Origin of the sequence: Dokdonella fugitiva, from assembly GCF_014138265.1 — a bacterium.
Taxonomy (GTDB): Bacteria; Pseudomonadota; Gammaproteobacteria; order Xanthomonadales; family Rhodanobacteraceae; genus Dokdonella_A; species Dokdonella_A fugitiva_A.
In genome coordinates this window covers 428,858-454,263 of sequence record NZ_JACGXL010000002.1, presented here as the reverse complement: position 1 = coordinate 454,263, position 25,406 = coordinate 428,858, and the positions used below count along the sequence as shown (strand labels likewise).

21 protein-coding genes are annotated in these 25,406 nt (G+C 71.9%); 11 read left to right on the top strand and 10 right to left on the bottom strand.

From position 1 onward, the window contains the following. The first annotated feature begins 197 nt into the window (after positions 1-197). Both FHW12_RS08145 and FHW12_RS08140 read left to right on the top strand, forming a co-directional pair. Positions 198-764: an L-threonylcarbamoyladenylate synthase gene (locus tag FHW12_RS08145; RefSeq protein ID WP_182530934.1), complete on the top strand. Its 567-nt coding sequence runs from the start codon at positions 198-200 to the stop codon at positions 762-764. Between the two features lie 20 nt (positions 765-784). Further along, the gene (locus FHW12_RS08140; protein WP_182530511.1) at positions 785-2,152 is read left to right on the top strand and encodes an AMP-binding protein; all 1,368 of its coding nucleotides are present in this window, start codon (positions 785-787) and stop codon (positions 2,150-2,152) included. 28 nt (positions 2,153-2,180) lie between these two features. Here the strand turns inward: FHW12_RS08140 and FHW12_RS08135 are convergent, their stop codons facing one another. The 6 genes from FHW12_RS08135 to FHW12_RS08110 all read right to left on the bottom strand — a co-directional run bounded on the left by FHW12_RS08135 (position 2,181) and on the right by FHW12_RS08110 (position 11,763). Further along, the gene (locus FHW12_RS08135) at positions 2,181-2,495 is read right to left on the bottom strand and encodes a hypothetical protein (RefSeq protein ID WP_182530510.1); all 315 of its coding nucleotides are present in this window, start codon (positions 2,493-2,495) and stop codon (positions 2,181-2,183) included. Between the two features lies 1 nt (position 2,496). Continuing rightward, on the bottom strand, positions 2,497-3,873 hold the full coding sequence (locus tag FHW12_RS08130; protein WP_182530509.1) for a tail fiber domain-containing protein: 1,377 nt from the start codon (positions 3,871-3,873) through the stop codon (positions 2,497-2,499). Between the two features lie 198 nt (positions 3,874-4,071). After that, positions 4,072-6,969, bottom strand: coding sequence for a serine/threonine-protein kinase (locus tag FHW12_RS08125; RefSeq protein WP_182530508.1), 2,898 nt, complete (start codon positions 6,967-6,969; stop codon positions 4,072-4,074). Between the two features lie 82 nt (positions 6,970-7,051). Then, the gene (locus FHW12_RS08120; protein WP_182530507.1) at positions 7,052-7,621 is read right to left on the bottom strand and encodes an ECF-type sigma factor; all 570 of its coding nucleotides are present in this window, start codon (positions 7,619-7,621) and stop codon (positions 7,052-7,054) included. 507 nt (positions 7,622-8,128) lie between these two features. Next, on the bottom strand, positions 8,129-10,906 hold the full coding sequence (gene polA, locus FHW12_RS08115; protein ID WP_182530506.1) for a DNA polymerase I: 2,778 nt from the start codon (positions 10,904-10,906) through the stop codon (positions 8,129-8,131). A gap of 83 nt (positions 10,907-10,989) precedes the next feature. Then, positions 10,990-11,763, bottom strand: coding sequence for a hypothetical protein (locus FHW12_RS08110; RefSeq protein ID WP_182530505.1), 774 nt, complete (start codon positions 11,761-11,763; stop codon positions 10,990-10,992). Positions 11,764-11,833: 70 nt separating this feature from the next. Between FHW12_RS08110 and FHW12_RS08105 the strand changes: the two genes are divergently transcribed. From FHW12_RS08105 to FHW12_RS08095, 3 genes are all read left to right on the top strand, one after another. Further along, entirely contained in the window at positions 11,834-12,400 is a 567-nt protein-coding gene (locus FHW12_RS08105; RefSeq protein WP_182530504.1) for an ECF-type sigma factor, read from the top strand. After that, positions 12,397-15,156: a serine/threonine-protein kinase gene (locus FHW12_RS08100; RefSeq protein ID WP_182530503.1), complete on the top strand. Its 2,760-nt coding sequence runs from the start codon at positions 12,397-12,399 to the stop codon at positions 15,154-15,156. Before FHW12_RS08105 ends, FHW12_RS08100 begins: the two co-directional genes overlap by 4 nt. Before the next feature lie 85 nt (positions 15,157-15,241). Continuing rightward, on the top strand, positions 15,242-15,721 hold the full coding sequence (locus FHW12_RS08095) for a DUF2782 domain-containing protein (protein WP_182530502.1): 480 nt from the start codon (positions 15,242-15,244) through the stop codon (positions 15,719-15,721). Between the two features lie 48 nt (positions 15,722-15,769). Here FHW12_RS08095 and hemF read toward each other — a convergent pair whose 3' ends face one another. Then, positions 15,770-16,705: an oxygen-dependent coproporphyrinogen oxidase gene (gene hemF / locus FHW12_RS08090; RefSeq protein ID WP_182530933.1), complete on the bottom strand. Its 936-nt coding sequence runs from the start codon at positions 16,703-16,705 to the stop codon at positions 15,770-15,772. A 129-nt stretch (positions 16,706-16,834) separates the two neighbouring features. Here hemF and FHW12_RS08085 point away from each other — a divergent pair, with 129 nt between their 5' ends. From FHW12_RS08085 to FHW12_RS08070, 4 genes are read left to right on the top strand one after another with little or no spacing between them, the layout of a single operon-like run. Further along, entirely contained in the window at positions 16,835-18,022 is a 1,188-nt protein-coding gene (locus FHW12_RS08085; RefSeq protein WP_182530501.1) for a beta-ketoacyl-ACP synthase, read from the top strand. Further along, entirely contained in the window at positions 18,019-18,804 is a 786-nt protein-coding gene (locus tag FHW12_RS08080) for a beta-ketoacyl synthase chain length factor (RefSeq protein WP_182530500.1), read from the top strand. Before FHW12_RS08085 ends, FHW12_RS08080 begins: the two co-directional genes overlap by 4 nt. Then, positions 18,801-19,565, top strand: coding sequence for a glycosyltransferase family 2 protein (locus FHW12_RS08075; protein WP_182530499.1), 765 nt, complete (start codon positions 18,801-18,803; stop codon positions 19,563-19,565). The genes FHW12_RS08080 and FHW12_RS08075 overlap by 4 nt, the downstream gene beginning before the upstream one ends. 11 nt (positions 19,566-19,576) lie before the next feature. Next, on the top strand, positions 19,577-20,824 hold the full coding sequence (locus FHW12_RS08070; protein ID WP_182530498.1) for a cation:proton antiporter: 1,248 nt from the start codon (positions 19,577-19,579) through the stop codon (positions 20,822-20,824). 25 nt (positions 20,825-20,849) lie between these two features. Here the strand turns inward: FHW12_RS08070 and FHW12_RS08065 are convergent, their stop codons facing one another. Both FHW12_RS08065 and fabG read right to left on the bottom strand, forming a co-directional pair. Then, positions 20,850-21,668: a hypothetical protein gene (locus FHW12_RS08065; protein ID WP_182530497.1), complete on the bottom strand. Its 819-nt coding sequence runs from the start codon at positions 21,666-21,668 to the stop codon at positions 20,850-20,852. Between the two features lie 157 nt (positions 21,669-21,825). After that, on the bottom strand, positions 21,826-22,557 hold the full coding sequence (fabG, locus tag FHW12_RS08060) for a 3-oxoacyl-ACP reductase FabG (RefSeq protein ID WP_182530496.1): 732 nt from the start codon (positions 22,555-22,557) through the stop codon (positions 21,826-21,828). A gap of 165 nt (positions 22,558-22,722) precedes the next feature. On the opposite strand from fabG, the gene FHW12_RS08055 reads away from it, so the two are divergent. Both FHW12_RS08055 and FHW12_RS08050 read left to right on the top strand, forming a co-directional pair. Beyond that, positions 22,723-23,220: an RNA polymerase sigma factor gene (locus tag FHW12_RS08055; protein WP_182530495.1), complete on the top strand. Its 498-nt coding sequence runs from the start codon at positions 22,723-22,725 to the stop codon at positions 23,218-23,220. A gap of 13 nt (positions 23,221-23,233) precedes the next feature. Then, positions 23,234-23,881 (top strand): serine/threonine protein kinase, encoded by a 648-nt coding sequence (locus FHW12_RS08050; RefSeq protein WP_220484369.1) that lies wholly within the window; start codon positions 23,234-23,236, stop codon positions 23,879-23,881. A gap of 4 nt (positions 23,882-23,885) precedes the next feature. Here the strand turns inward: FHW12_RS08050 and FHW12_RS08045 are convergent, their stop codons facing one another. Further along, entirely contained in the window at positions 23,886-25,382 is a 1,497-nt protein-coding gene (locus FHW12_RS08045; RefSeq protein WP_182530493.1) for a hypothetical protein, read from the bottom strand. Positions 25,383-25,406 lie beyond the last annotated feature (24 nt).

Genomic DNA, 25,406 nt, shown 5'->3' with positions numbered 1-25,406 from the left:
CTGGAGCCCGTCTTCACGGCGGCGCAGTGGCCGCTCGTGCTGCTGTTCGTCGCAACGATGATCATCGCCAATGTTCAAGTCGCGCGATTCGCCTGCCCGCGCTGCGGCAAGCGCTTCAATGGCCGCGTTCTCGATGGCGCCGGCTTGCGCGCCGACGCCGGCAAGGCGTGCGCGCACTGCCACCTGCCACTGTACGGATGAACACCGATCACGATGATCTCGCGCAGGCCGTCGCCGCGTTGCGCCGCGGTGGCGTCGTCGCCTATCCGACCGAAGCCGTGTTCGGATTCGGTTGCGATCCGCACGACCACGCGGCGTTCGAACGCCTGTTCGCGCTCAAGCAGCGTCCGCCGACGCAAGGCGTTCTGCTGATCGGCGCCGAATTCGCGCACGTGGCGCCGTACATCGACCTCGCCGCGACGCCGGCGGATGCGCTTTCGCGCGCGCTCGCGACCTGGCCCGGCCCGCACACCTGGATCTTCCCGCGCGCCGCCGGCGTGCCGGAATGGATCGCCGGCGGCCATGCCGGGATCGCCCTGCGCGTGACCGCGCACGCACCCGCAGCCGCGCTGTGCCGCGCCTTCGGCGGTGCGCTGGTGTCGACCAGCGCCAACCGCCACGGCGAGCCGCCCGCGCGCCGAAGCGAGGACGTGCGGCATGCCTTCCCCACCGGCATCGATGCGATCCTGAACGGCGAAACCGGGGGACTTGAGCGGCCGACGCCGATCCGCGACGCTATCACCGGGGAGAGTCTGCGGAACTAGGCCCGGAGGGGGAGGAATCCATGTCAGCGGTACCCGAAGGTCGCGTCGCAGCACGCGCGGCATTGCCGCTGCTCGTGCGCGCCGAACCGTCACGAATACTCGCCTGGCGTGACGGCCACGCGGTCAGCGTGGGCGGGTTCCTCGCCGACGTCGCCGCGGTCGCCGCGACCCTGCCGCCGCACGCGGACGCGATCAACCTCTGCGAGGACCGCTACGCCTTCCTCGTTGCGCTCTGCGCGGTCGCCTGCCGTGGCCGCACCAACCTGCTGCCTTCCGCACGCACGCCGCAGGCGATCGGCGAGATCCTCGCCGGCCACCCGGGCAGCTACGCGCTGTCCGATGTCGAGCCGCCGTCGCTGGATGGGCGCGGCATGCGCCTGCCGCCGCTCGGCGTGCACGGCGAGCGGCACGAGGTTCCCGTGATTCCCGCCGACCAGGTCGTCGTCGTCGGCTACACCTCGGGCAGCACCGGCCAGCCGAAACCGAACGCCAAGACCTGGGGCTCGTTCCGTGCGAGCACGGCGCTCAACGTGCGCGCGTTCGCCGCGCTGCCCGGGCTCGACGGGTCGGACTGCGCGCAGATCGTCGCGACCGTGCCGCCGCAGCACATGTACGGCATCGAGCTGTCGGTCCTGCTGCCGCTGCTCGGCCCGTTCGGCGTGCACGCGGGCCGGCCGCTGTTCCCGGCCGACGTCGCCGACGCGCTCGCCGCGGTGCCTGCGCCGCGCGTGCTCGTGACGACGCCCGTGCACCTGCGCGCGCTGCTGCGCGAACGGCTCGCGCTGCCGCCGCTCGCCGCGATCACCTCGGCGACCGCACCGCTGCCGCAGGACCTCGCGGCGGAAGCGGAGGCGCGCTACGGCGCACCCGTACTCGAGCTGTTCGGTTCGACCGAAACCTGCGTGATCGCGCAGCGCCGCTGCGCGATCGACGAGGACTGGCACCTCTATCCCGAAGTCACGCTGCGTCCGCAGCCGGACGGCACGCTCGTCGATGCGCCGCATTTCGCGGCGCCGGTCGTGCTTGCCGATCTGGTCGAGCTCCTGCCCGATCACGCGTTCCGCCTGCGCGGCCGCCACGCCGACCTGGTCGAGATCGCGGGCAAGCGCGCCTCGCTCGGCGACCTCACGCGCCGCGTGAGCACGCTGCGCGGCGTCGAAGACGCGGTCGTGCTGCAGCTCGACGACGCCGACGCGACCGGCGTGCGGCGCATCGCCGCGCTCGTCGTCGCGCCGACGCGCAGCGAAGCGGACCTGCTGCAGGAACTGCGCGAGATGATCGACGCCGCGTTCCTGCCGCGGCCGCTGCGCAAGATCGCGGCGCTGCCGCGCAACGAAACGGGCAAGCTGCCGCGCGCGGCGCTGCTCGCCGCGCTCGGCCGCCCCTGAGCCGCCGATCCCGCCGCGCGCGCGACGATCATCCGGGCGTCTCGAAGCCGTTGACGAAGATCGTGTCGTCGGCGCAGCCGAGCGGCGACGAGGCGATGCCCGCGACGACGACGAAGTCGCCGCCTGCCTGCAGGACCGCGCCGCGTGCCGGCGACGACAGGCGCGCGCTGAGCTGCATCGACGCGGCACCGTCCTGCGACCGCGGACTCGACTCGAAACTGCCACGCAGCGTGTAGCGCGGCGATTCGGCACTGCCTGGCACCGGCGTCGCGCCGATGCCGGCCAGCACGAGGAACGCGAGCCAGGTCGGCCCGCCGCGGATCACCGGGTTGAAGGTCGACATGTCACTTCTCCCCGCGGGCGTCCAGCGCATCGAGCCGCGCGGCGATCCGCTCCAGCCGTTCACGCAACTCGGCGTTCTGCGTGCGCAGCGCCGCGTTCTCGCGCTCCACCTTGCGGTTGAGTCCCTGGATCGCCGCGAACGCGACGCCGCTCTCGTCGACGGTCGCGATGTGCTGCTCGTCGTTGCCGAGGCCGAACGTGCGCGCGAAGTCCTCGGCGAACGGCCCCATGTGCTGCCCTTCCTCGTGCGACGCCTTGTAGACCCAGGTCTGCAACGGCAGCGCGACGAGCTTGTCGAGCACCGCCGCGGCATCGACCGCGGCGAAACCTTCCTTGAACGAGCGGCTCGATGCGTTGGTCCAGACGCCGCCGGTCGACACGTAGGCGCCGTTGCCGAAGCCTCCGCCGGCATTGCCGACCGTGATCGGACCGGTGTAGGTACTGCCGTTGAACGCGAAATAGCCGCCGATGTTGTGGCTGTAGTTCACCCGCAGCAGGTTGTCGTAGTCGAGCACGCCGCTCGCGGTGTACAGGCCGTGGAGCGTGAGGAATCCGTTCGGTGCGGCCTCGAAATGGAAGCCGGAGTAGCCGTCCGTCGTGCTCGTTTCGAGCGTGAGGTCGGCGTTGGTGCCGGGCAGCACGGCGGACGGCGCGATGGTCAGCTCGTCGCGCAATGCGTTGCCGTCGGGCGCATGCGCGGTGTTGATGCCCATGCCACCGGCCGCACCGACGATGAACTGGTTGGGCGCCGAATCGCCGCCGATCGCCTGCGACAGGCCGCCGTCCTGGTAACCGCCGACCATCGTGGAACCGGCGTTGTTGGTCTTCGCGTGAAAGCCGATCGCGACCGAATACGCGCCGTTCTCTCCGTCCGGATGCGCCAGGCCGACCGCACCGTTCGGGCGGAATACGGTGTTGAGGGTGTTGTTCGCTTCGATCCACACGGGCATCGCGTCGAGCGTGCCCAGGAAGCTGCTCGAGGACGTGCCGACGTTGCCATCGAGCGCCCACGAGCCCGGGCAGCCGCCGTCCGGCGTGACCGGCGAGCGCGCGTCGAGCGACGTGAACGCGGTATCGGCGGCCGCCTTCACCTTGACTTCGACCCAGCCCTGCGCGAGCGCGTGCGGCAACGTGCCGAAGTCGACCTGAGTGACGAACCGGCCTTCCGTCACGACGACGCCGAACAGCGTGACGGGTCCGGCGACGATCGTGCCGCCGTTGCGCTGCGAGTAGAGCGTGAGCTGCATGTCGTAGCGGCCGTCGGCGGCCTTGCCCGCGTCCTGTAGCGAGCCGTGGTAGGTGAAGCTTTGCGCGCGTGCCGCGGTCGCGCCGACGCCGAGCGCTGCGGCGAGCGCGACGAGCCATGTCCAACGATTCATGACGGTTCCCGAAGCGTGGCGAGGGGATGCTCCCTCACTGCCTCGTACGGGAAGGCGCGCAAAACGACGCCATCGGGTCGGCGGCGCCGCGCGAACCGTCGCAGCGGCGCTTCGCGGTCGCACGCGCATCCGGACGAGGAATGCCCGCACGACGCAAGCGCGCACGCCAGAACTCCGCCTTGCTCGCTCGAAGACGCCCTACCGCCGCGCGCCCAGTCGTTCGAGCAGGTCCTTCGCATACGGTGTCGCCGACGCCTTCAGCAGCGGCTCGATCTCGGCGCGCAGCGCCTGTGCTTCCGCCGGCCGGCCGAGCCCGGTCAGCGCATCGACGAGCGCGACCTTCACTTCGAGCACGCGTGGATCGTGCGCAGGATACGGCGGGCTGCGCACGGCGAGCGCTTCGCGCAGCAGCGGCTCGGCCTCGGCCGGGTGCTCGCGCGCGAGTTCAGCCCGGGCCAGCGCGAACAACGGATAGGCGAGCCGGCGCTGGCCGCGAGGCATGCTCGCGCGCCCGAGTTCGAGGCCGCGTGTCGCCGCGGCGAAGGCAAGGTCGGGATGGCCTGCGTCCAGCTCGGCTTCCGCCAGCTGGGCCTGCACCATCGACGCATGGACCTTGCTGCCGCCTTCGAGCGCAGTCGCCGCCTGGCGCAACTCATCGAGCGCTTCCGCGTGGCGATGCTGCAGGCGCAGGATGTTGCCCAGCTCGCCGCGCTCGGCGTTGGGCACGTCGCCGCCGGTGGGATAGGCGGCGACGGCGAGCGCGAGCGTCTTGCGGCGCGCCGCTTCCGCCTCGGAGTAGCGTCCCTCGAGTTGCAGCGCGTCGCTCAGACTGCTGAGCGCCCGCCGACTGGCGATGCTGTCATTGGTGCCGTCCTTGCCGGCCCGTATCGCCAGCGACTCGCGCTGCGCGCTCTCGGCTTCGGCGAACCGGCCGAGTATGACGTAGCTGTCGCCGAGCATGTTGTATGCGTCCGCCAGCATGCCCGGGTTGCTGTCGCGGAAACGACGCTGATCCTCGAGCAGTTGCAATCGTTTCGGCAGCACTTCGGCGTAGCGGCCCAACAATTCCTCGACCAGCAGCACGAAAGTGCGGGCGTCGATCGTTTCGATGTTGTCGGCGCCGTACACGTCGGTGCGGACGGCCGCGCAGTGTTCCAGCGCGGCCTCGGCGCCGGCAAAATCCGCCATCTGGAGCAGGCCCATGCCGATGTAGAACAGGTCGTCGCTGACCGCAGCGCTGCGTTCGCCGTACAGCGCGCCATCGATCTCCAGCGCGCGACGCGACGCATCGACGCCCGCGCGGTATTGACCGGCATTCAGCAGCGCGACGACGAGAAGACCGAGATCCTTGGCGACCATGTCGCTGCGCCCGCCGAACCGCGCTTCGTCTTCGGCCAGCAATGCTTGCGCGTCGCGCGCGACCGCCGTGTAGTCGACGCCGGCGGCTCCCTCCGTCGCCAGCATGATCGCGCGGCGGGCGTCCGAGCGCTCGCGCGCCGCGACGGCTCCGGCACGCTCGGCACGATCCAGCGCCTGTCGTGCATGCACCACGGCGACATCGTTGTTCTTGTTGCGTCTCTCGATCATCGCCCGCCTGACCAGGTTGCGCGCCTTGATCTCGTCCGGTACGCGCGGATCGTCGATCGCGGCGTCCGCCTGCTTGAGCAAGGCCAGCGCACGCTCGGCGTCTCCGATGTCCCAGTACAGCCCGGCGATCAGGCCGGTCAGATCCGCTTCGATGGCCGGTTCCCCGCCGAAACGGCCCAGTTGCTGTTCGCCGCGTTCCAACAGTTCGTGCGCCGTCATCGGCTTGCCCTGGCTCCGATTCGGGCCGGCCTGCTCGAAGACACCGGCGAGGAACTGCCGCGCCGCCTGCGCGCGCGCTGCCTGTTCGTTCGCGCGCTGCATCTGGCGCCAGCCCACCGCGGTCGCCGCGACGCACGCCGCGACCACGACCAGTGCGGCGCCGAGCGGGTAGCGGTTGCGCGCGGCGAACTTGCGCAAGCGGTAACCGAGGCTGCCCGGGTTCGCGCTGACCGGGCGACCGTCGAGGTAACGGCGGATGTCGGTCGCGAATGCCTCGGCCGAGGCGTAGCGGCGCGACGCATCGCGCGCGATCGCGACGAGGACGATGCGATCGAGGTCGCCGCGCGGCACGCGGCCGGTCGTGCGCGCGGCACGGCGATCGCGACTCGCGGCGCTCGGCGGCAGCGGGTCGGGAACGTCACCCGCGCTGGCGCCGCCACGCGCATGGCGATACGGATGCCTGCCGGTCAGCAACTCGTACAACACGACACCGAGCGCGTAGACGTCGGTCGCGGTGGTGATCGCGCCGCCGTCGAACTGTTCGGGCGCGGCGTAGTCGGGCGTCAGCAGGCGCGCGACCGTCTGCGTCGGCGCATCGGTCGTATCGGCGCTCAGCACCTTGGCGATGCCGAAGTCGAGCAGCTTCGGCGTGCCGTCGGCGGTGACGAAGATGTTCGACGGCTTGAGGTCGCGGTGGACGACGAGGTTCTGGTGCGCGTACTGCACCGCGTCGCAGACGCGCAGGAAGAGCTCGAGCAGCGCCTTCAGGTCCGGCGCCGCGTCGGCGACGTGGCGCGTGATCGGCACGCCGTCGACGTATTCCATCGCCAGGTACGGCATGCCGCCCGCGTCGAGGCCGCCGTCGATGAGCCGTGCGATGTGCGCGTGCTCGAGCCGGGCGAGGATCTGCCGTTCCTGGCGGAACCGGTGCAGCAATCCCGGCGTCGGGTAGGCGAGGCGCTTGATCGCGACGCGTTGCTGGAACTCGCCGTCGTCGCGCTCGGCGAGCCACACCTCGCCCATGCCGCCGACGCCGATCGACCGCACGACGCGATAGGCGCCGAACACGGTCGGACTGCCGCGCTCCTGCACGACGCCGCTCACGGCGGCCGCGACCAGCGCGGGTGGTTGTTCGAGGAAATCGCCGGCGCTTGCGTCGGCGCGCAGCAGCCGTTCGACGTGCGCGCGCTCGGCATCGTCGGCGCACTCGCGCGCGAGCCAGTCCGCGCGTTCGTCCTCGCGCAGGTCGATCGCGTGCGCGAACAACGCATCGACGCGCGCGCGGTTCATCCGCGGCGACCGCCGGCGCCGTCGCGCCGCCCGCGCCGGGCGCCGAAGGAATCCGCCGCCAGGTCGGCGCCGCGCGGCCGCTTCATACGTCGGGGTGCATGTGGACGTAGAGGTGCGCCTTCGCGCGCCGCCAGTCGCGATTCAGGGTGCGCGGGCTGATCGCCTGCAGCAGGGATATCTCGGCGATGCCGAGGCCGCCGAAGAAGCGCAGCTCCACCAGCTTCGCCAGGCGCGGCTCCTCGCTTTCGAGCAAGGTCAGCGCGCGGTCGAGCCGCAACAGCTCGTCCGCAGGCATTTCGCCGGCGATGACGTCGGCTGCCGCATCGAGTTCGAGGATGTTGGCCGGATGGCCGCCGCGCTTCTCGGTCGCCCGTGCGCGTGCGTGATCGATGACGATCTGCCGCATCGCCTTGGCGGTGAGCGCGAAGAAATGCGCACGCCCGTGCAGTTCGCGCTCGCGCGACCCGGCGAGCTTGACGTAGGCCTCGTGGACGAGCGCCGTGGTGTTCAGGGTCGACGAGCCCGAACTCGCGAGCTGCCGCCGGGCGAGCACCTTCAGTTCGTCGTAGACGCGCTCGAACAACGCCTGCAACGCGCAAGCGTCCCCTCCGCCGCTGGCAGCCTCGATGAGCGCGGTGACATCCCCGGCCATGCCCCTATCCCGGCAAACACCCTGCAGTCAGTATAGGTGCAAGCCCTGCGCCGATGATCCCGTTCAGGGAATGTCCCTCCCGCAAGCGCGCTTCGCCCGAACGCGTCGGCCGACGAGATGCAACTCGCGCCTTTCGATCGAAGCATGCTTCATTTGAGGAGTGCGGCCATGGATGGCCGCTCTGGACCATCCGAAGCCGACCCGTACGGGTGCTCGGAAGGACCTGCCAGATCGCAGCGTTCACGGACGAACGCACAAAAGAAAAGCCCCGAGGGCCAGGGGGAGCCCTCGGGGCGGGGAAGGCCGATCTGGGGAGGGATCGGGCTTCGCGGGTTGCACTCAGGGAGGTGAGCCAACCGGGGGTGCCGTTGCGTGCACCCGGAAAGATAGATCGGGATTCGGTGCGAAAGTTTCCAGCCCGCTTTCGGTCCCGTTTAGCGGGCATTCATGCTTCGGCGCGGGCATGACGAATGGCCTATATGGGCGCGGACGCGCCCTTTCCGCGCCTCAGTGCGCTTCGTCCCAGTTCGCGCCGACGCCGACATCGACCACGAGCGGGACATCGAGTTCGACCGCACCGGCCATGCGCTCGCGCACGCCGGCGACGATCGCCTCGACCGCGTCCTCGCGCACCTCGAACACGAGTTCGTCGTGCACCTGCATGAGCATGTGCGCGGCGTCCTGGCGCTCGAGCAGCCAGGCGTCGACCGTGATCATCGCGCGCTTGATGATGTCGGCCGCGGTGCCCTGCATCGGCGCGTTGATCGCGGCGCGCTCGGCTCCCGCGCGCTGCGCCGCGTTGCGCGAGTGGATGTAGTCGAGGTGGAGGCGGCGACCGAACACGGTCTCGACGTAACCGTCGCGGTGCGCCTGCTCGCGCACGCGCTCCATGAAGTCGCGCACGCCCGGGTAGCGGGAGAAGTAGCGCGCCATGTAGTCCTGCGCCTCGCCACGACCGACACCGAGCTGGCGCGCGAGCCCGAACGCGCTCATGCCGTACATGAGGCCGAAGTTGATCGCCTTCGCCGCGCGACGCTGGTTGCCGTCGACCTGCTCGAGCGGCAGGCCGAACACTTCCGCCGCGGTCGCGCGATGCACGTCCTGGTTGCCGTGGAACGCGGCGAGCAGGCCCGGATCGCCGGACAGGTGCGCCATGATGCGCAGCTCGATCTGCGAATAGTCGGCGGCGACGACCTTCCAGCCCGGCGGCGCGACGAATGCCTGGCGGATGCGCCGCCCTTCCTCGGTGCGGATCGGGATGTTCTGCAGGTTCGGCTCGACCGACGACAGCCGGCCGGTCGCCGCGGTCGCCTGGTTGTAGCTCGTGTGCACGCGGCCGGTGCGCGGATTGACGTTGTCGGCGAGCTTCTCGGTGTAGGTCGAGCGCAGCTTGGCGAGGCCGCGGTAGTCGAGGATCAGGCGCGGCAGTTCGTGCTGGTCGGCGATCGCCTCGAGCGCCTCCTCGTTCGTCGACGGCTGCCCGCTCGGCGTCTTCATCAGCGCGGGCAGTTTCAGTTCGTCGAACAGCATCGCCTGCAGCTGCTTGGGCGAGTCGAGGCTGAAGCTGCGACCGGCGATCGCGTGCGCGCGCTCGTTGATCTCGTGCATGCGCCGCGCGAGCTCGTGGCTCTGCCGCTTGAGCGCCGCGACGTCGATCAGCACGCCGCGCTGTTCCATGCGCGCGAGCACCGGCACGAGCGGCATCTCGATCGTCTCGTACACCGTGCGCAGGCCCGGCTCGGCTTCGAGCTTGGGCCACAACGCGCGATGCAGGCGCAGGGTCACGTCGGCGTCCTCGGCGGCGTAGCGGCACGCGGTGTCGAGGTCGACCTGCGAGAACGGGATCTGCTTCGCGCCGCGCCCGGTCACCTGTTCGTACGGCACGGTCTCGTAACCGAGGTGCCGCCGCGCGAGCGTGTCCATGTCGTGCCGCGACCCGGTGGAATTGAGCACGTACGATTCGAGCATGGTGTCGTGCGCGACGCCGCGCAAGGCGACGCCGTGCGTCGACAGCACGTTGATGTCGTACTTCGCGTGCTGGCCGACCTTCGGCCGCGTCGCGTCCTCGAGCAGCGGCTTGAGGCGCGCGAGCACGTGCGCGGCGTCGAGTTGCGCGGGCGCGCCGGGGTAGTCGTGCGCGAGCGGGATGTAGGCGCCCTCGCGCGGCGACGCCGCGATCGACACGCCGACGATGCGCGCCTGCATCGGATCGAGTGAATCGGTCTCGCTGTCGAACGCGACGAGGTCGGCCGCGGCGAGCTTCGCGAGCCAGGCGTCGAGCTGGGCCTCGGTCATGACGAGTTCGTAGTGGCCGGGCCCCGTCAGTTGCGGATCCGTGCTCGGTGCCGGTGGCGGCGAAATCCCGCGCACGCCGAATTCGCGCCGTTGCGGCAGCTCGGCCGCGGGCAGATCGGGCGCGGCGCGCGCGACGGGCTCGCTGCCGGCGTCGAGTTCCTTCAACGCCGCGTTGAATTCGTAGCGGCGATAGAGCGTGCGCAGCGTGTCGGCGTCGCGCTCGCGCAGATGCAGGTCGCGCGGGCCTTCGGCGAGCGGCACGTCGGTGCGGATCGTCGCGAGCTGGCGCGACAGCGGCAACTGCGGCAGCGCCTTGCGCAGGTTCTCGCCGATCTTGCCACCGACCTCGGCCGCGTGCGCGATCACGCCGTCGAGGCTGCCGTACTCGGCCAGCCATTTGGCCGCGGTCTTCGGTCCGCACTTCTCCACGCCGGGGATGTTGTCGACGCTGTCGCCCATGAGCGCGAGGTAGTCGACGATCTGCTCCGGCCGCACGCCGAACTTCTCCATCACCGCGGCGGCGTCGAGCGTCGTGTTCGTCATCGTGTTGACGAGTTCGATGCCGGGCACGACCAGCTGCGCGAAATCCTTGTCGCCGGTGGAGATCGTGACGTCGATGCCGTCCGCGTTCGCGCGCCGCGCGAGCGTGCCGATCACGTCGTCGGCCTCGACGCCGTCTACGCGCAGGATCGGGAAACCGAGCGCGCCGACGATCGCGAGCATCGGCTCGACCTGCGCGACGAGGTCGTCGGGCATCGCCTGGCGGTTCGCCTTGTATTCGGCGTAGAGGTCGTCGCGGAACGTGCGCCCGGGCGCGTCGGCGACGAACGCGGCGTAGTCGGGCCGCTGCTTGAGGATCGTGCGCAGCATGTTGACGACGCCGAACAGCGCGCCGGTCGGCTCGCCGGCCGCGTTGGTCAGCGGCGGCAGCGCGTGGAACGCACGGTAGAGGTACGACGAACCGTCGATGAGTACGAGGCGTGGCGGCATGGCGGGCGAGCAGGACGACGGGCGCGCAGCTTCGCGCGCGCCCGCCGGCTTTGCAACGCCGGCGTCAAGGCCGGCTCGCGCGCTCAACAGCCCTGCGGCAGCGGATCGAGCGTGCACAGGTCGAGGTTGAGCAGCGTGTTCTCCATCTGGTCGCGGAAGACCACGTCGCCGTTGGCGAACACCGGCACCTGCGGATAACCGACCACGCCGACGTCGGGGTTCACGCGCCAGGCGATCGACTGGTTGCCCAGCTGCACCTGCGTCGCGCGCACCGGGATGAGGATTTCCAGATAGAACCCCATCGCCATGCCCCACGCGCCGCTGTTGCCCAGGCCACCGCGCAACGGCCGCACCGCCAGCCCTTCCAGCCCCTGCGGGAACGTCGTCGGGCAGCCGTAATCGGCGTCGGTGTCGAGGTCGATGAGGTGATTGGAAGGGTTGGGCACCATCGAGAAGCAGAACACCGGGTTGTCGGCCGAAACGGCGGTCTGCATGCCCGGCGGCAGGATCAACTCGATGCCGACCGCACTGCCGGTGCAGGGATTGCCGGGATGGCCGAGCACGAGGTGTGTGTAGAACACTTCGCCGACCGCCGGCGAGAAGTCCGGCGGCGGGTGGCTGAACCCCGTGTAGCCCATCACGCGCGTCGCGAAGATCGGCGGATCGCTGAGGCAGTACTGGACGGTGCCGATGCTCGTGAACGCACCGTTGTACCAGGGCGTCACCAGATCCGGACCGGGCAAGGTCAGCGGACCCGCCGGCGACGGCGGCGCGGGCGCCTGCGCGAGCGCGGCGGTCGACAGTGCGAGCGCGAACCACGCCGCAGTCTGCAGACCGTGTCGAGGACGTATGATCATGGGATGGCTCCGAGGACGGTTCGATGACTGTTACGAAGAACCGCCACGAAAATCCCAACGGCGACGCAGCATGAACGACGGCCCCGGCGACCACGACGTCACCCGCCTCATCGCCGCCTGGCGCAGCGGCGACGAAGGCGCGCGCGAGGCGCTGGTCGAACGCGTCTACGCCAACGTGCGCGCGATCGCGGCGCAGTCGCTGCGGCAGATGCCCGGCGCGACCCTGAGCGCGACCGACCTCGCGCACGAGGCGCTGATCCGCCTGCTCGGCACCGACGCTGCCTGGAGCGATCGGCGTCACTTCTTCCACGTCGCCGCGCAGGCGACGCGGCAGATCCTCGTCGACGCCGCGCGCCAGCGCCTCGCGTCCAAGCGCGGCGGCGGCGCCGAGAAAGTCGAACTCGACGCCGCGCTCGGCGTCGCCGCGAACGACGGCGACACCGAGCTGGTGCGCATCGACGACGCGCTGCGCGACCTGCAGCAGAGCGACGCGCGGCGCGCGCAGATGATCGAGCTCGTCTACTTCGGCGGCCTCAGCCGGATCGAGGTCGCTCAGGCGCTGCAGGTGTCGGAGGGAACGGTCGATCGCGACCTGCGCCTCGCGCGCGCATGGCTGCGCAGCGCGCTGGAAGCATGAGCGCGTCGACGCTCGACACGCTCGCGCCGCATTTCGAGCGCCTGCGCACGCTCGATCCGGCGCAGCGCGCGGAGGAGATCGCCAGGCTGTCGCTCGATCCCGCCTCGCGCGCGCGCCTCGAGCGCCTGCTCGCGGCCGACGCCGCCGACGGCGACCCGCTCGCGGAGGCGATCGCGCACGGTGCCGCGCGCCTGCACGGCGAGGGCCCGCGCGAGTTCGGCGCGTGGCGCCTCGTGCGCGAACTCGGGGCCGGCGGCATGGGCACCGTGTTCCTCGCCGAACGCGCCGACGGCCAGTTCGAGCGGGCCGTCGCGGTCAAGTTGCTGCGCGGTTTCCCGACCCGCGACGCGACGCGGCGCCTGCGCCAGGAGCGTCAGATCCTCGCCGGCCTCGACCACCCGAACATCGCGCGCCTGCTCGACGGCGGCGAGACCGCGGAAGGGCAGCCGTGGCTCGCGCTCGAATACGTCGACGGCGTGCCGCTGCTCGAGCACGTTGCGACGCACGCGCCGGCGTTGCGCGACCGCCTCGCGCTGTTCGAGGCGATGCTCGACGCGGTCGCGCACGCGCACAGCCACCTCGTCGTGCATCGCGACATCAAGCCCGCCAACGTGATGGTCGCCACCGACGGCACGGTCAAGCTGCTCGACTTCGGCATCGCGCGCCTCGTGGAAGCCGGCGAGGAATCTCAGCGCGAGACTTCGACGCGCGTGTTCAGCCGCGGCTACGCGAGCCCCGAGCAGGAACAGGGCCGGGCCATCACCACCGCGAGCGACATCTACAGCCTCGGCGTGCTGCTGCGCGAAATGCTCGAGGGCCGCCGCGACGCGACCGACGTGCGCGCGTCGCCGATCGCGCCGCTGCGCCTCGATGCCGACCTGCGCGGCATCCTCGCCAAGGCGACCGAGCCCGATCCCGCGCATCGCTACGCGAGCGCGAGCGAGTTCCGCGACGATCTGCGCCGCCATCGCGAGGGGCGTCCGGTGCGTGCCGCGCGCTGGACGCACGGCTATCGGCTGCGCAAGTTCGTCGCGCGCCATCGCGTCGGTTTCGTCGCCGCGTCGCTCGCCGTGCTGGTCGCGGCCGCGTTCGTCTGGCGGCTCGAGCGCGAGCGCACGCGCGCACGCGCGGCCGAGGCATCGGCGCAGCAGGCACTGGTCGCGGCCGAACGCGAGGCGAGCCGCGCGCGTGCGTCGCTCGATTTCCTCAGCGACGCGATCGCGGCCGCCGCGCCGGACGTCGCGATGAGCCGCGAGGTCAGCGTGCGCGACCTGCTCGACGCCGCCCGCGCGAAGCTCGAGCAGCGCAGCGATCCCGCGCTCGTGCGGCCGATGCAGCGCCTGCTCGCGCACCTCTACGGCGACCTCGGCGACATCCGCACCGGCCTGCAGCTCATGCGCGAGGGCGTGCGCGACGCCGCGCCGGCGGATCGCGCCGAAGCCCTGCGCCTCGCCGAGGACTACGACGAGTACGCGAGCCAGCTCGGCATCAAGGGCGACGTCGGCGAGGCGCTCGCGGCGGCGCAGCGCGCGGCGGACTGGCGCGCGCAGTTCGCGCCCGACGATCGCGTCGAACAGCTGCGCAGCCGCCAGTCGCTCGCCCTCGTGCATCATCGCAGCGGCGACGACGAGCGCGCGATCGCCCTGCTGCGCGAGGCGATGGCCGAAGCGAAGGCGCTGCCGGGGATGCCGCTCGATCTGTACACGAACATCGCGCAGGCACTCGCCGCGCTGCTCGCGACCGCGGGCGACGCCGACGCCTCGCTGGCGATCGCCGAAGAAAGCCTCGCGCGCGTCGACGCGCTGCGGCCGAAGGAATCGCCCGAACACGTGCTGCTGCTGCGCGCGAAGGCGAACGCGAAGAGCGCCGGCGGCGATGCCGCCGAGTCCGAACGCCTGTTGCGCGAGGCGATTGCGCTGCAGCAGCGCGTGGTCGATCCGGGCGGCTCGCGCATGATGGAACTCACCAACGACCTCGCGATCGCGGTCAACGACCTCGGCCGCTACCGCGAGGCGGCCGACCTGCTGCGCGAGTCGGACCGCCACATGACCGGCGCCGGCATCGACGGCGCGGCGGATCGCGCGATCTCCGAAGGCAACCTCGCCGCGGTGCTCGAGAACGCGGGCGACTACGCGGTCGCGCTCGTCCACTACGACAACGCGTTCGCGCTGCTCGACGGCGCCGCCATCGGCGCCGACCACCAGGTGCGCCGGCGCATCGAGCGCGAGCAGGCGCGCACGCTCGGCCTCGCCGGCGAGCACGCACGCGCGCTCGAACGCCTCACCGACCTGCGCGGGCGCGCCGCGCGCATCGACGGCGAGGATTCGGGCGAGTACGCGATGCTGACCTGGCAACTGGTCGTGCTCGCGCGCAACATGCATCGGCCCGACACCGGATTGCCACTGCTCGACGAGGCGGAGCGGCGCTGGCACGGCCTCGCGCCGGCCGAGCATCCGATCTTCCTGCACATGCGGCGCGCGCGCGCCGCGTTCGCGCTCGACCGCGGCGACCTCGCCGGCGCCGAACGCGAGCTGCGCGCCGCGGTGAACGGATTCGAAGCCGCGGGCGCGCAGCCGATCGACCTGTCGATCGCGCGCAGCGAGCTCGCCGCCGTGCGCCTGCGCGCGGGCGACCGCACCGAGGCGCGCACGCTGCTCGTCGCCGCGCTGCCGGCGTTGCGCGCGGCGATGCTGCCGCAGGAGATCAGCCGCGCCGCGGCCGAGCGCACCGCGGGCCTGCTCGGCCTGTCCGGCTGAACCTTTTCGATCCGTTGCGACGGGCTTCGCGTGCACGTTCATGCAGGTCTGCTAGGCTGCACGCATGACCTTTCGAGGTGACGCCATGAAGCCGATCGTTTCGTTCGCATCCGTGCTGCTCGCCACCGCGATGGGCGCGGCGGTCGCCGCGGATCGCACGCCGGCGAAGGCGGACGTGCCGCCGCCGCCGGGCATGAACGAGCCCGGCGTGACGACCACGCCGCAGTCGGTCCCGGCCGAGCAGCCCGCTGCCGCACCGGCACCCAGCGACGATCCGCTCGCGCCGCTGCCGAAGCCGGACGCGCGCCTCGTGCGCGACAAGGCGTCGCGCGACAAGGGCGCGACCGACGAGCGCATCGCGCGCAGCGAAATCGTAAAGCGCAAGCAGGGCGACGACACGGTCGAGGAGTACCGCCAGAACGGCCATGTCTGGATGATCAAGATCATCCCGGTCACCGGCCCGAGCCAGACCTTCATGGCGAACGACGGCAGCGGCCGCCTCGTGCGCGATCCGAAGGAAGGCCCGGTATCGCCGGTCTACTACTCGCTGTACGAGTGGAAGTAGAGCGGTACGCGAAAAGCGCGTGCCGCCGGTTCGCCCGGCGCGATCGCCTCAACCAGCGAGCCAGTCGCGCGGCCTGAGGTAGTCCGCGAGACGCGCCTCGTCGCTGCCCGGCTCGGGCACGTAGGCGTATTCGAAGCGCACGCGCGGCGGCAGCGACATGAGGATCGATTCCGTGCGGCCGCCCGACTGCAGGCCGAACAGCGTGCCACGGTCGTAGACGAGGTTGAACTCGACGTAGCGGCCGCGCCGGTACAACTGGAATTCGCGCTCGCGCTCGCCGTACGCCGTCGCCTTGCGCCGCGCGACGAGCGGCAGGTAGGCCTCGAGGAACGCGTTGCCGACGCTGCGCATGAGGCCGAAGCAGCGCTCGAATCCGCCCGCGGCGAGGTCGTCGAAGAACAGCCCGCCGACGCCGCGCGTCTCGTTGCGGTGCTTGAGGAAGAAATACTCGTCGCACCATTGCTTCCAGCGCGGATAGAGGTCGTCGCCGAACGGCGCGACCGCGTCGCGCGCGACCGTGTGCCAGTGCACGACGTCCTCGTCGAGCGGGTAGTACGGCGTGAGGTCGAAGCCGCCGCCGAACCACCAGCTGCGGTCGGCACCGGGGCGCTGCGGGCGCGCCTCGAAGTAACGCACGTTCATGTGCGTGGTCGGCACGTACGGATTGCGCGGATGCACGACCAGCGACACGCCGAGCGCGGTCCACGGCGCGCCGGCGAGCTCGGGGCGATGCGCGCTCGCCGCGGGCGGCAGGCGCGCCCCGGAGACGAGCGAGAAGTTGACGCCGGCCTGCTCGAACACGGCGCCGTCGCGCAGGACGCGCGTGCGGCCACCGCCCCCTTCGGCACGCTGCCAGCTGTCCTCGACGAAGCGCGCGTCGCCGTCGGCCGCTTCGAGCGCGCCACAGATGCGGTCCTGCAGGCCGGTCAGGAACGCGTGGACGAGGTCTAGGCGCACCTCGGGCGCAGGGTCGCCGTGGGGCATGAAGGACTCGACCATCGGCGCCTCGTACGTCGCATCGGGACGCGGCGATGGTAGCAGCGCGGACCGCCGCGCCGGCCCGCCTGCGGCGCTGTGTCATAATTTCCGGCCATTCATCCACCCCGTCGCCGCGTGCCCAGCCGCATCCCGCCGCTCGCCATCACCGCGTACACCGCCACGTCCGCGCTCGGCCGCGGACGCCGCGCACACGTCGAGGCGTTGCGCGACCGGCGCACGGGCCTGCGCGACAACGATTTCACGGCGGCGCCGCTCGCCTGTGCGATCGGTCGCGTCGACGGCCTCGAGGCGCAGCCGTTGCCGGCCGAGTTCGCCGAGCACGACAGCCGCAACAATCGCCTCGCCTGGCTCGGCCTGGGCGCGGACGGCTTCCTCGACGCCGCGCGCGCCGCGATCGACCGCCATGGGGCGAGCCGCGTCGCGCTGCTCGTCGGCACGTCGACCGCGAGCATCGGTTCGACCGAGCAGGCGCATCTCGCGCTCGAGGACGGCCGCTTCGCGCCGGCCTTCGCCTCGCCCGCACTGCACACGCCGCACTCGCTCGGCCTGTTCCTCGAGCACGTGCTCGGCACGCGCGGTCCGTGCTCGACGATCGCGACGGCGTGCTCGTCGAGCGCGAAGATCTTCGCGCAGGGCGAACGCCTGATCCGCCTCGGCATCGTCGACGCGGCGATCCTCGCCGGCGTCGACACGCTCTGCGGCAGCGTCCTGTTCGGCTTCAACGCGCTCGAACTCGTCGCGCCCGAGGCGTGCAGGCCGTTCGACGTCGCGCGGCGCGGCATCTCGATCGGCGAGGCCGCCGGCTTCGCCCTGCTCGAACGCGACGGCGCGGGCGCGCCGCGCCTGCTCGGCTACGGCGAGTCGTCCGATGCGCACCACATGTCGACGCCGCATCCGCACGGCCTCGGCGCACGCCTCGCGCTCGCCGACGCGTTCGCGCGCGCGGGCGTCGGCGCGCACGAGGTCGACTACGTGAACCTGCACGGCACCGCGACCGTGAAGAACGACGAGGTCGAGGCCGCGCTGCTCGCCGACAGTTTCCCGCCGACGACGCGCGCGAGCTCGACCAAGGGCTGGACCGGCCACACGCTCGGCGCGGCCGGCATCCTCGAGGCGGTGATCACCCTGCTCGCGATCGAGCACGGCTTCGTGCCGGGCACGCTCAACACCGACACGCGCGATCCGCTCTGCGACGCGCGACTCGCGCTCGCCAACGAGGAGCGCGCCGTGCGCGTCGCGCTGAGCAACTCGTTCGGGTTCGGCGGCAACAACTGCACGCTCGCGTTCGGGTGCGCCGCATGAACGGCGTGCTGACCGTGCACGTAGACGGCATCGGCTGGCGCTCGCCCGGCCTCGCCGACTGGGACGCCGCGCGTGCGTTGCTGCGCGACGGCGGCGCGCCCGCGCTGATCGGCGCGAGCGGTGCGAGCCCGGCACTGCTGCCGCCGAACGAGCGCCGTCGCGCGCCCGACACCGTACTGCTCGCCTGCGACGTCGCCGGCCAGGCCTGCGCGATGGCTGCGTCCGAACCGGCGCAACTTCCCTGCGTGTTCGCCTCGATGCATGGCGACATCGCGATCACCGAACATCTCTGCATGACGCTCGCCGCGAATCCGCTCGAACTCTCGCCGACCAAGTTCCACAACTCCGTGCTCAACGCGGCGACCGGTTACTGGACCGTCGCCACGCAGTGCCACGCCGCCTCGAACGCGCTGTCGGCATCCGGCGCGAGCTTCGCCGTGGGCCTGTTCGAAGCCGCCGCCGAAGCGCACGCGAACGGCACGTCGACGCTGTTCGCCGCCTACGACGCCGGCGCGCGCGGCGCACTCGCCGAGACGATGCGCGCCGAGGCGAGCCACGGCGTCGCCTTCGTGCTGAGCCCGGAACGCGGCGCGCGCACCGTCGCCGCGCTGCGCCTGCGCCACGACGGCGACGGCGACGGTGCGGACGTGCCGGAGGCACGCGGCGCGTGGTTCGGCGTGGCACTGCTGCCGCTGTTCGGGGCGCTCGCGCACGGCCATTCGGCGCGGCTGCGCCTGCCGGCCGGCCGCGGTACCGCGCTCGCGATCGAGGTGCTCGCATGAGCGCGACCGATCCCGCGCGCATCGTCGTCGTGATCCCCGCGCTCAACGAGGAGCGCGCGATCCGTGGCGTGGTCGAGTCGGTGCTCGCGATCTGCCCGAACGTGATCGTCGTCGACGACGGCTCGACCGACCGCACGGTCGAGTGCATCGCCGACCTGCCGCACACGCTGATCCGCCACGCCACGCCGCTCGGCAAGGGGCAGGGCTTGCGCGACGCGTTCCGCAAGGCGCTCGAACTCGGTTTCGACGCAGTGATCGCGATGGACGGCGACGGCCAGCACCTGGCCGAGGACATCCCGCGCCTGCTCGCCGCGGCGAGCCGCTACCCCGAACACATCGTGATCGGCGCGCGCATCCGCGCGCGCGAGAACCAGCCGCCCGCGCGCCGCCGCGCCAACGCGGTCGCCGACTGGGGCATCTCGTGGGGCTGCGCACTGCCGATCGCCGACACGCAGAGCGGCCAGCGCTACTACCCGCTTGCCGCGCTCGAACTCGCCGACCTCGCCGCCGACGACTTCGTATTCGAGGCCGCGCTGCTGATCGCGGCGACGCGCGAGAAGAAGCTCGGCGTCGTCTCGGTGCCGATCGACTCGCGCTACCAGGGCGAGTTCCGCCTCAGCCATTTCCGCCCGGTGCGCGACGTCACGCGCATCACCTTGTACACGATCCGCCGCGTCGTCCACTACGGCCGCGTCGTCGACAGCTACCGCCGCGGGCACGATCGCCCGCCGTTGATCTACGATCCGCCCGCGGGCGCGTGACCGGAGCGTCGATGCCGCACCTGCTGCTGCAGCTCAGCGTCATCCTCGCCACCGCACGCGTGCTCGCGCTGCTGCTGCGCCGGCTCGGCCAGCCAGCCGTGATCGGCGAGATGATCGCCGGCTTCGTGCTCGGCCCGATCGTGTTCGGTGCGCTCGCGCCGGACTGGCACGCGGCGCTGTTCCCGAAGGACGGCCTCGCCGCGCTGCAGGGACTGAGCCAGCTCGGCCTCGTGCTGTTCATGTTCATCGTCGGCGCCGAGCTGCGCGCACCCGACGGCGCACGTGCGCGCTTCGTCGCCGCGGCGTGGGTCGGCATCCCCGGCGTGCTGCTGCCGAGCGCGCTCGGCCTCGCGGTCGCGCCGGCGCTGTACGACGGCTTCGCGCCCGCGGGCGTCGGCGCGTGGCCGTTCGCGCTGTTCATGGCCGCGGCGCTCGCGATCACCGCGTTCCCGGTGATGGCGCGCATCCTCAAGGACCGCGATCTCACGCGCTCGCGGGTCGGCCAGCTGTCGCTCGCCGCGACCGCGATCGCCGACGTGCTCGTGTGGATCCTGCTCGCGTTCGTGATCGCGTCGATCTCCGCGCACGGCAACGCCGCGTTCGCGCGCACGATCGGCGGACTCGCCCTCGCCTGCGCGATCGCGTTCGGCCTGCTGCGGCCGCTGCTCGCGCGCCTGCTCGCGCGCCACGCCAGCGACAGCCGCCCGGGCGGGACGGTGCTCGGCGTGCTGCTGATCGGCACCTGCGCGATGGCGGCGGCGACCGAGTGGCTCGGCCTGCACGCGGTGTTCGGCGCGTTCCTCGCCGGCGTGTGCCTGCCGCGCGACGACCGCCTGCTCGACACGCTGGTCGAGCGCCTCGAACACGTCGCCGTGCTCGTGCTGATGCCGGTGTTCTTCGCGCTCGCCGGGCTCGGCACGACCGCCGACGCGTTCACCGGGTCCGGCGTGTCCGCGCTGCTGCTGATCCTCGCCGCGGCCGTGTTCGGCAAGATCCTCGGCGCCGGCGGCGGCGCACGCATCGCCGGGCTGGACTGGCGTTCGTCGCTCGCGGTCGGCTCGCTGATGAACGCGCGCGGCCTGATGGAGCTGATCGTGCTCAAGGTCGGCCTCGATGCCGGCGTGATCGGCGCCGGCATGTTCACGCTGCTGATGGCGATGACGATCGTGACGACGCTGATGGCGACGCCGATGCTCGAGGCGTGCCTGCGCCGCGGCCGCGACGGTGCGCACGCGCACGCCGCGACGACGCGCGAATGACACGCCGCCGCGGCGCGGGGCCGGGTCAGTCGCCGACGATGCGCAGGCCGAAGTAGAGCGACGCGTCGCCGACGAACTGCGCGCTGCCCTCGATGTTCAGGCGCAGCGTGGTCGGCTTGCGGAAGAACTGGCGCGCGAGCGTCTCGCTGAGGCCGTAATTCTGCATCAGCGACTGCTTGCTGAGCAGGCCGGCGATGCACACGGCCGAGTCGCGCTCGCGCTCGAACAGATGCTGGCCCGGGTCGAGCGGCACCTCGAAGCGTTCCGACGACGTGACGCCGGTGAGCAGGCTGCCGCCGAACGGCAGGCCGGTGTTCGGGTCGATCAGCGACGGATCATCCAGCACGGGATTCTCGACCGTCACGGTCGGCACGTAACTCAGGCGCGCGACCGCGGGCGACGCGGTCGGGTTGTCGTAGTCGATCATGAGCACGGGCGAGAACCAGTAGCAGAGCAGCGAGTTGGTCGCGTTCCTCGGCAGCTTGATGCGGCCGATGTCGTAGAACGAGAACGCGGTCGCCGCCGGCGCGGGCGCGAGGACCTGGCAGTGCTCCGCACCGCTGCTGCAGTCCGGCGAGAGTTCGACCGAGCCGTCGGTGAGGCCGAGCCAGGTCAGGTTGCGGCCGAACGAATCGGCGTCGCCGACGTCGTCGGCGCCCGGCGATGCGGCCGGCGCCGCGCTGCCGGCGCCGCGCATCGAGGCGGACGCCTTCGGCAGCGGTACGTCGGCCGACCAGTGCAGGTCGTTGGCGACCGCGCGCGGCGCCGGGTTCGCGGCGAAGACGGTCGACATCGAAAGGCCGGCGACGACGGCGGCGGCGAGCGTACGGGCGAGCAGGTTCATGCGGGCACTCCTCGGGTGGGTGTGGCCGCATCCTGCGCGCCGCCGGCGCGAGGTGCCGCGATGCATGCGGCACGCACAAGGCGAACGCCGTCACATTTTCGCGCTCCAGGCACTCCCGTCAGCGCGGACCGCGGCAGCGGCGGCGACGAAACCACCGTCAGCCCATGCCGCCGTTGACGCCGATGACCTGGCCGTTGACGTAGCCGGCCGCGTCGGAGCAGAGGAAGCGCACGAGCGCGGCGACCTCGTCCGGCGTCCCCGCACGCCCGGCCGGCACGATCGCCTTGAGCTGCGCCTCGTCGAACGCGTCGCCGACCATGCGCCCGGCGATGACGCCCGGCGCCACCACGTTCGCGGTGATCCCGCGCGAAGCCATCTCGCGCGCGAGCGACCGCGTCGCGCCGTGCAGCGCGGCCTTCGCTGCGGCGTAGTTGGCCTGGCCGCGATTGCCGAGCACCGCGGCGACCGACGACAGCGAGACGATGCGCCCCCAGCGCGTGCGCGCCATCGGCAGCAGCAGCGGCTGCACGACGTGGAAGAAACCGTGCAGGGACACGTCGATGACGCGCCGCCACTGCTCCTCGCGCATGCCCGCGAGCGGCGCGTCGTCGTGGATGCCGGCGTTGTGCACGACGATCGGGATCGGCCCGTGCGCGAGCTCGGCTTCGAGCACGCCCCGCGCCGCCTCGCCGTCGGTGAGGTCGAACGCGAGCGCGCGGGCACGGCCACCGGCCGCAACGATCGCCCCGGCCACTGCCTGCGCGCGCTCGAGTCCGGCATGCGCATGCACGAGCACGTCGCAGCCCTCCGCGGCGAGCGCGCGCGCGATCGCGCCGCCGATGTCGCCGCTGCCGCCGGTGACGAGCGCGCGTCGGGCCTGTTGCTTCATTCCTGGCTCCTGTCGTCCGATGGTGCGCAGTCTAGTCGACTACGCCACCCGGGCCCCGCGCGGGCCGGACCGTCCCTCGGCAGCGTGTGATATCCGCCGCCCCCACGCGTATCACCCGTGCATGAGGCAGGATCGGAGGCCGGGGTGGACTTTGCAGGGGCGACCATGACGACGGCGGCGCAGCGCGAGCAGTTCGAGCAGTTGCTCGAGCGCCATCGCGGCATCGTGCTGAAGATCGCGCACGCGTATTGCCGCGACACGGAGGACCGGCGCGACCTCGCGCAGGAGATCGCGGCGCAGCTGTGGAAGGCGTTGCCGGCGTGGGACCGCGGCCGGCCGTTCTCGACCTGGATGTACCGCGTCGCGCTCAACGTCGCGATCTCGCACGCGCGCTCGGCCGGCGATCGCCAGCACCTGCCGCTCGACGAGGCCGGCGTCGAGCCGAGCCACGACGCCGACGCCGCGCGCGAGTCCGACGACGGCATCCGCGCGCTGTACGCCTGCATCGAGCGCCTCGATCCGCTCAATCGCGCGCTCATGCTGCTCTACCTCGACGAGCGCAGCCAGCGCGAGATCGGCGAGATCCTCGGCCTCAGCGAAACCAACGTGGCGACCAAGATCGGCCGCCTGAAGACGCGCATCCGCAACGAACTCGGTGAATGAGATGGAAACGACCATGGAACTCGACGACCTCAAGCACGCCTGGCAGACCCTCGACCGCCGCCTGCAGCAGCAGAACGCGCTCGGCTTCCAGTTGCTCAAGAACAGCCGCACCGACAACGCGCGGCGCGGCCTGCGCCCGCTCGCCTGGGGCCAGGCGCTGCAGATCCTCATCGGCGCGGCCGGCATGCTCGTGTTCGCGCCGTACTGGGTCCGCCATCTGCACGAACCCGCATTGCTCGCGTGCGGCCTCGTGCTGCACGCGTACTGCCTCGGCCTCGTCATCGTCGGCGCGGTCGTCGAGGCACGCATCGCCGCGATCGACTACGCCGCGCCCGTGCTCGCGATCCAGCGCCAGCTGCTCGCGCTGCGCCGTGCCTACGTGATCGGCGGCATGATCGTCGGCCTGCCGTGGTGGTTCATCTACGTGCCGTTGCTGATCGTGCTCGGCGACGGCCGCATGCTCGCGGACGCGCCCTGGGTCGTCGCGATCCAGCTCGCCATCGGCGCGATCGGCCTGCTCGGGACGTGGTGGTTCCACCGCTGGGCGAACCGGCCCGAACGCGCCGCGTTCGGGCGCAAGCTCGACGACTCCGCGGCGGGTGGCAGCATCCGCCGCGCGCAGGCGGCGCTCGACGAGCTCGCCGCGTTCGAGCGCGATTGACGGTTCAGTGCGGCTGCGCGTCGTCGGCGATCGCCCGCGCGCGGTTCGCGATCGCCGCGTCGGGCACCTCGGCGAGGCGGCGGAACAGTTCGACGCGCGCGGCGAAGCCGGCATCGGTCGGCGACGGCGTCTCGACCGGCGAGGTGACCCAGGCGTCGAGGAAACGCGCCGCGGCGCGCCGCTCGTCCGCGCCGTGCGCGTCGTCCCAGGCGAGGTCGGCCGCGGCCGGGACGAACAGCAGGCCGCCGCCATAGCGGCCGGCGTCCTTGTCGTCGCGCAGCCGAGCGAAGAGCGCCTCGCGTTGCTCCGGTGCGAGGGCGGCGACGTGTGCGGAGACGCGCGCGACGAGCGCCGCGAGCGCCTTCGTCGCGTCGGCGGGGAGCGCCGGCGGCGATCCCCAGTCGACGGGGCCGAGCGTGTCGGCGTAGGCGCCTTCGCCGACGCGCCAGACGAGGCGTTCGCCGCCGTGCGCGAGTTGCGCCGCGGCCGGCGACGAGGCGACGAGGCGTCCGGTGACGTCGATGTCGGCGAGCATGTCGCCGATGATTTCGGCGATCTGCGGTTGCACGTGCGCGAGCGCGCGCGGCATGCGCTCGCCCCACCACGGCAGCAGCAGCAACGGCCCGATCGCCGCGAACAGCATCGCCGCGTGCGGCAGGCCGCCAATCAGCACGTTCATGCCGCGTAGCCAGAGCCAGATGCCGGCCGCGAGCAGCAGCGCGCCCGCGAGCCACGCGCCCGCATTGCCGGGACTGCGCTTCGCGGCGACGAACGCGGCCGGCATCGCGGCGCCGGGATCGCGTGGATCGAGTGCGAGCGGGAACGCCGGCGGCGACGTGCCCCAGCCCGCGAGCGCGGCATCGAGCGGACGGTCGAGGCGCCGGCGCAAGGCGTCCCACGCGGTGTGCGACGCGCGTGCGTCGAAGCCGCTGAACGGCGGATGCGCCTTCAGCCAGGCGCTCTCGGTGTCGCCGATGCGGATTGTCGGCACGCTGAACCCGTGCGCGTCGCGCGGCATCGCGAACGGCACGCCGGGTGCCATCGTCACGTCGTCGACGAGCATCGGCAAGGTCTCCTCGCCGTGCACGTTCAGGCGGTTGCCACAGTAGGCGCGTCGCAGCGGATCGCCCCATTCGCCGTCGTAGGCGACCACCGCGCAGTGCGTCGCACGCGCAGGCCCGGCCCAGTTGCCGCGATCGCCCTGTGCGGCGGCGTCGAAATCGATCGCGAGCCAGCTGTCGACGATGCGGCCCTGCGCCGCGGCGGTGTAGCTGCGGTACTGCCAGGCGTCGACGAGGCGCGCGGGCCCGACCAGCCAACCGGTGCTGAGCAGCACGATCGCGAAGCCGAGCGGGAACGCGGCGATCAAGCGGATCAGCGGACTGACCGCGAGGCCGACCGCGTTGCCGAGTACGAACGCGCGCCAGCCGCTCGCCGGTGGATCCGCTGGCGACGCCGGTGCGACCGTGGCCGTGCGCTTCCCCGCCCGTTGCTTGCCCATCGCCCCTCCCGGCGTCCCGCTCGA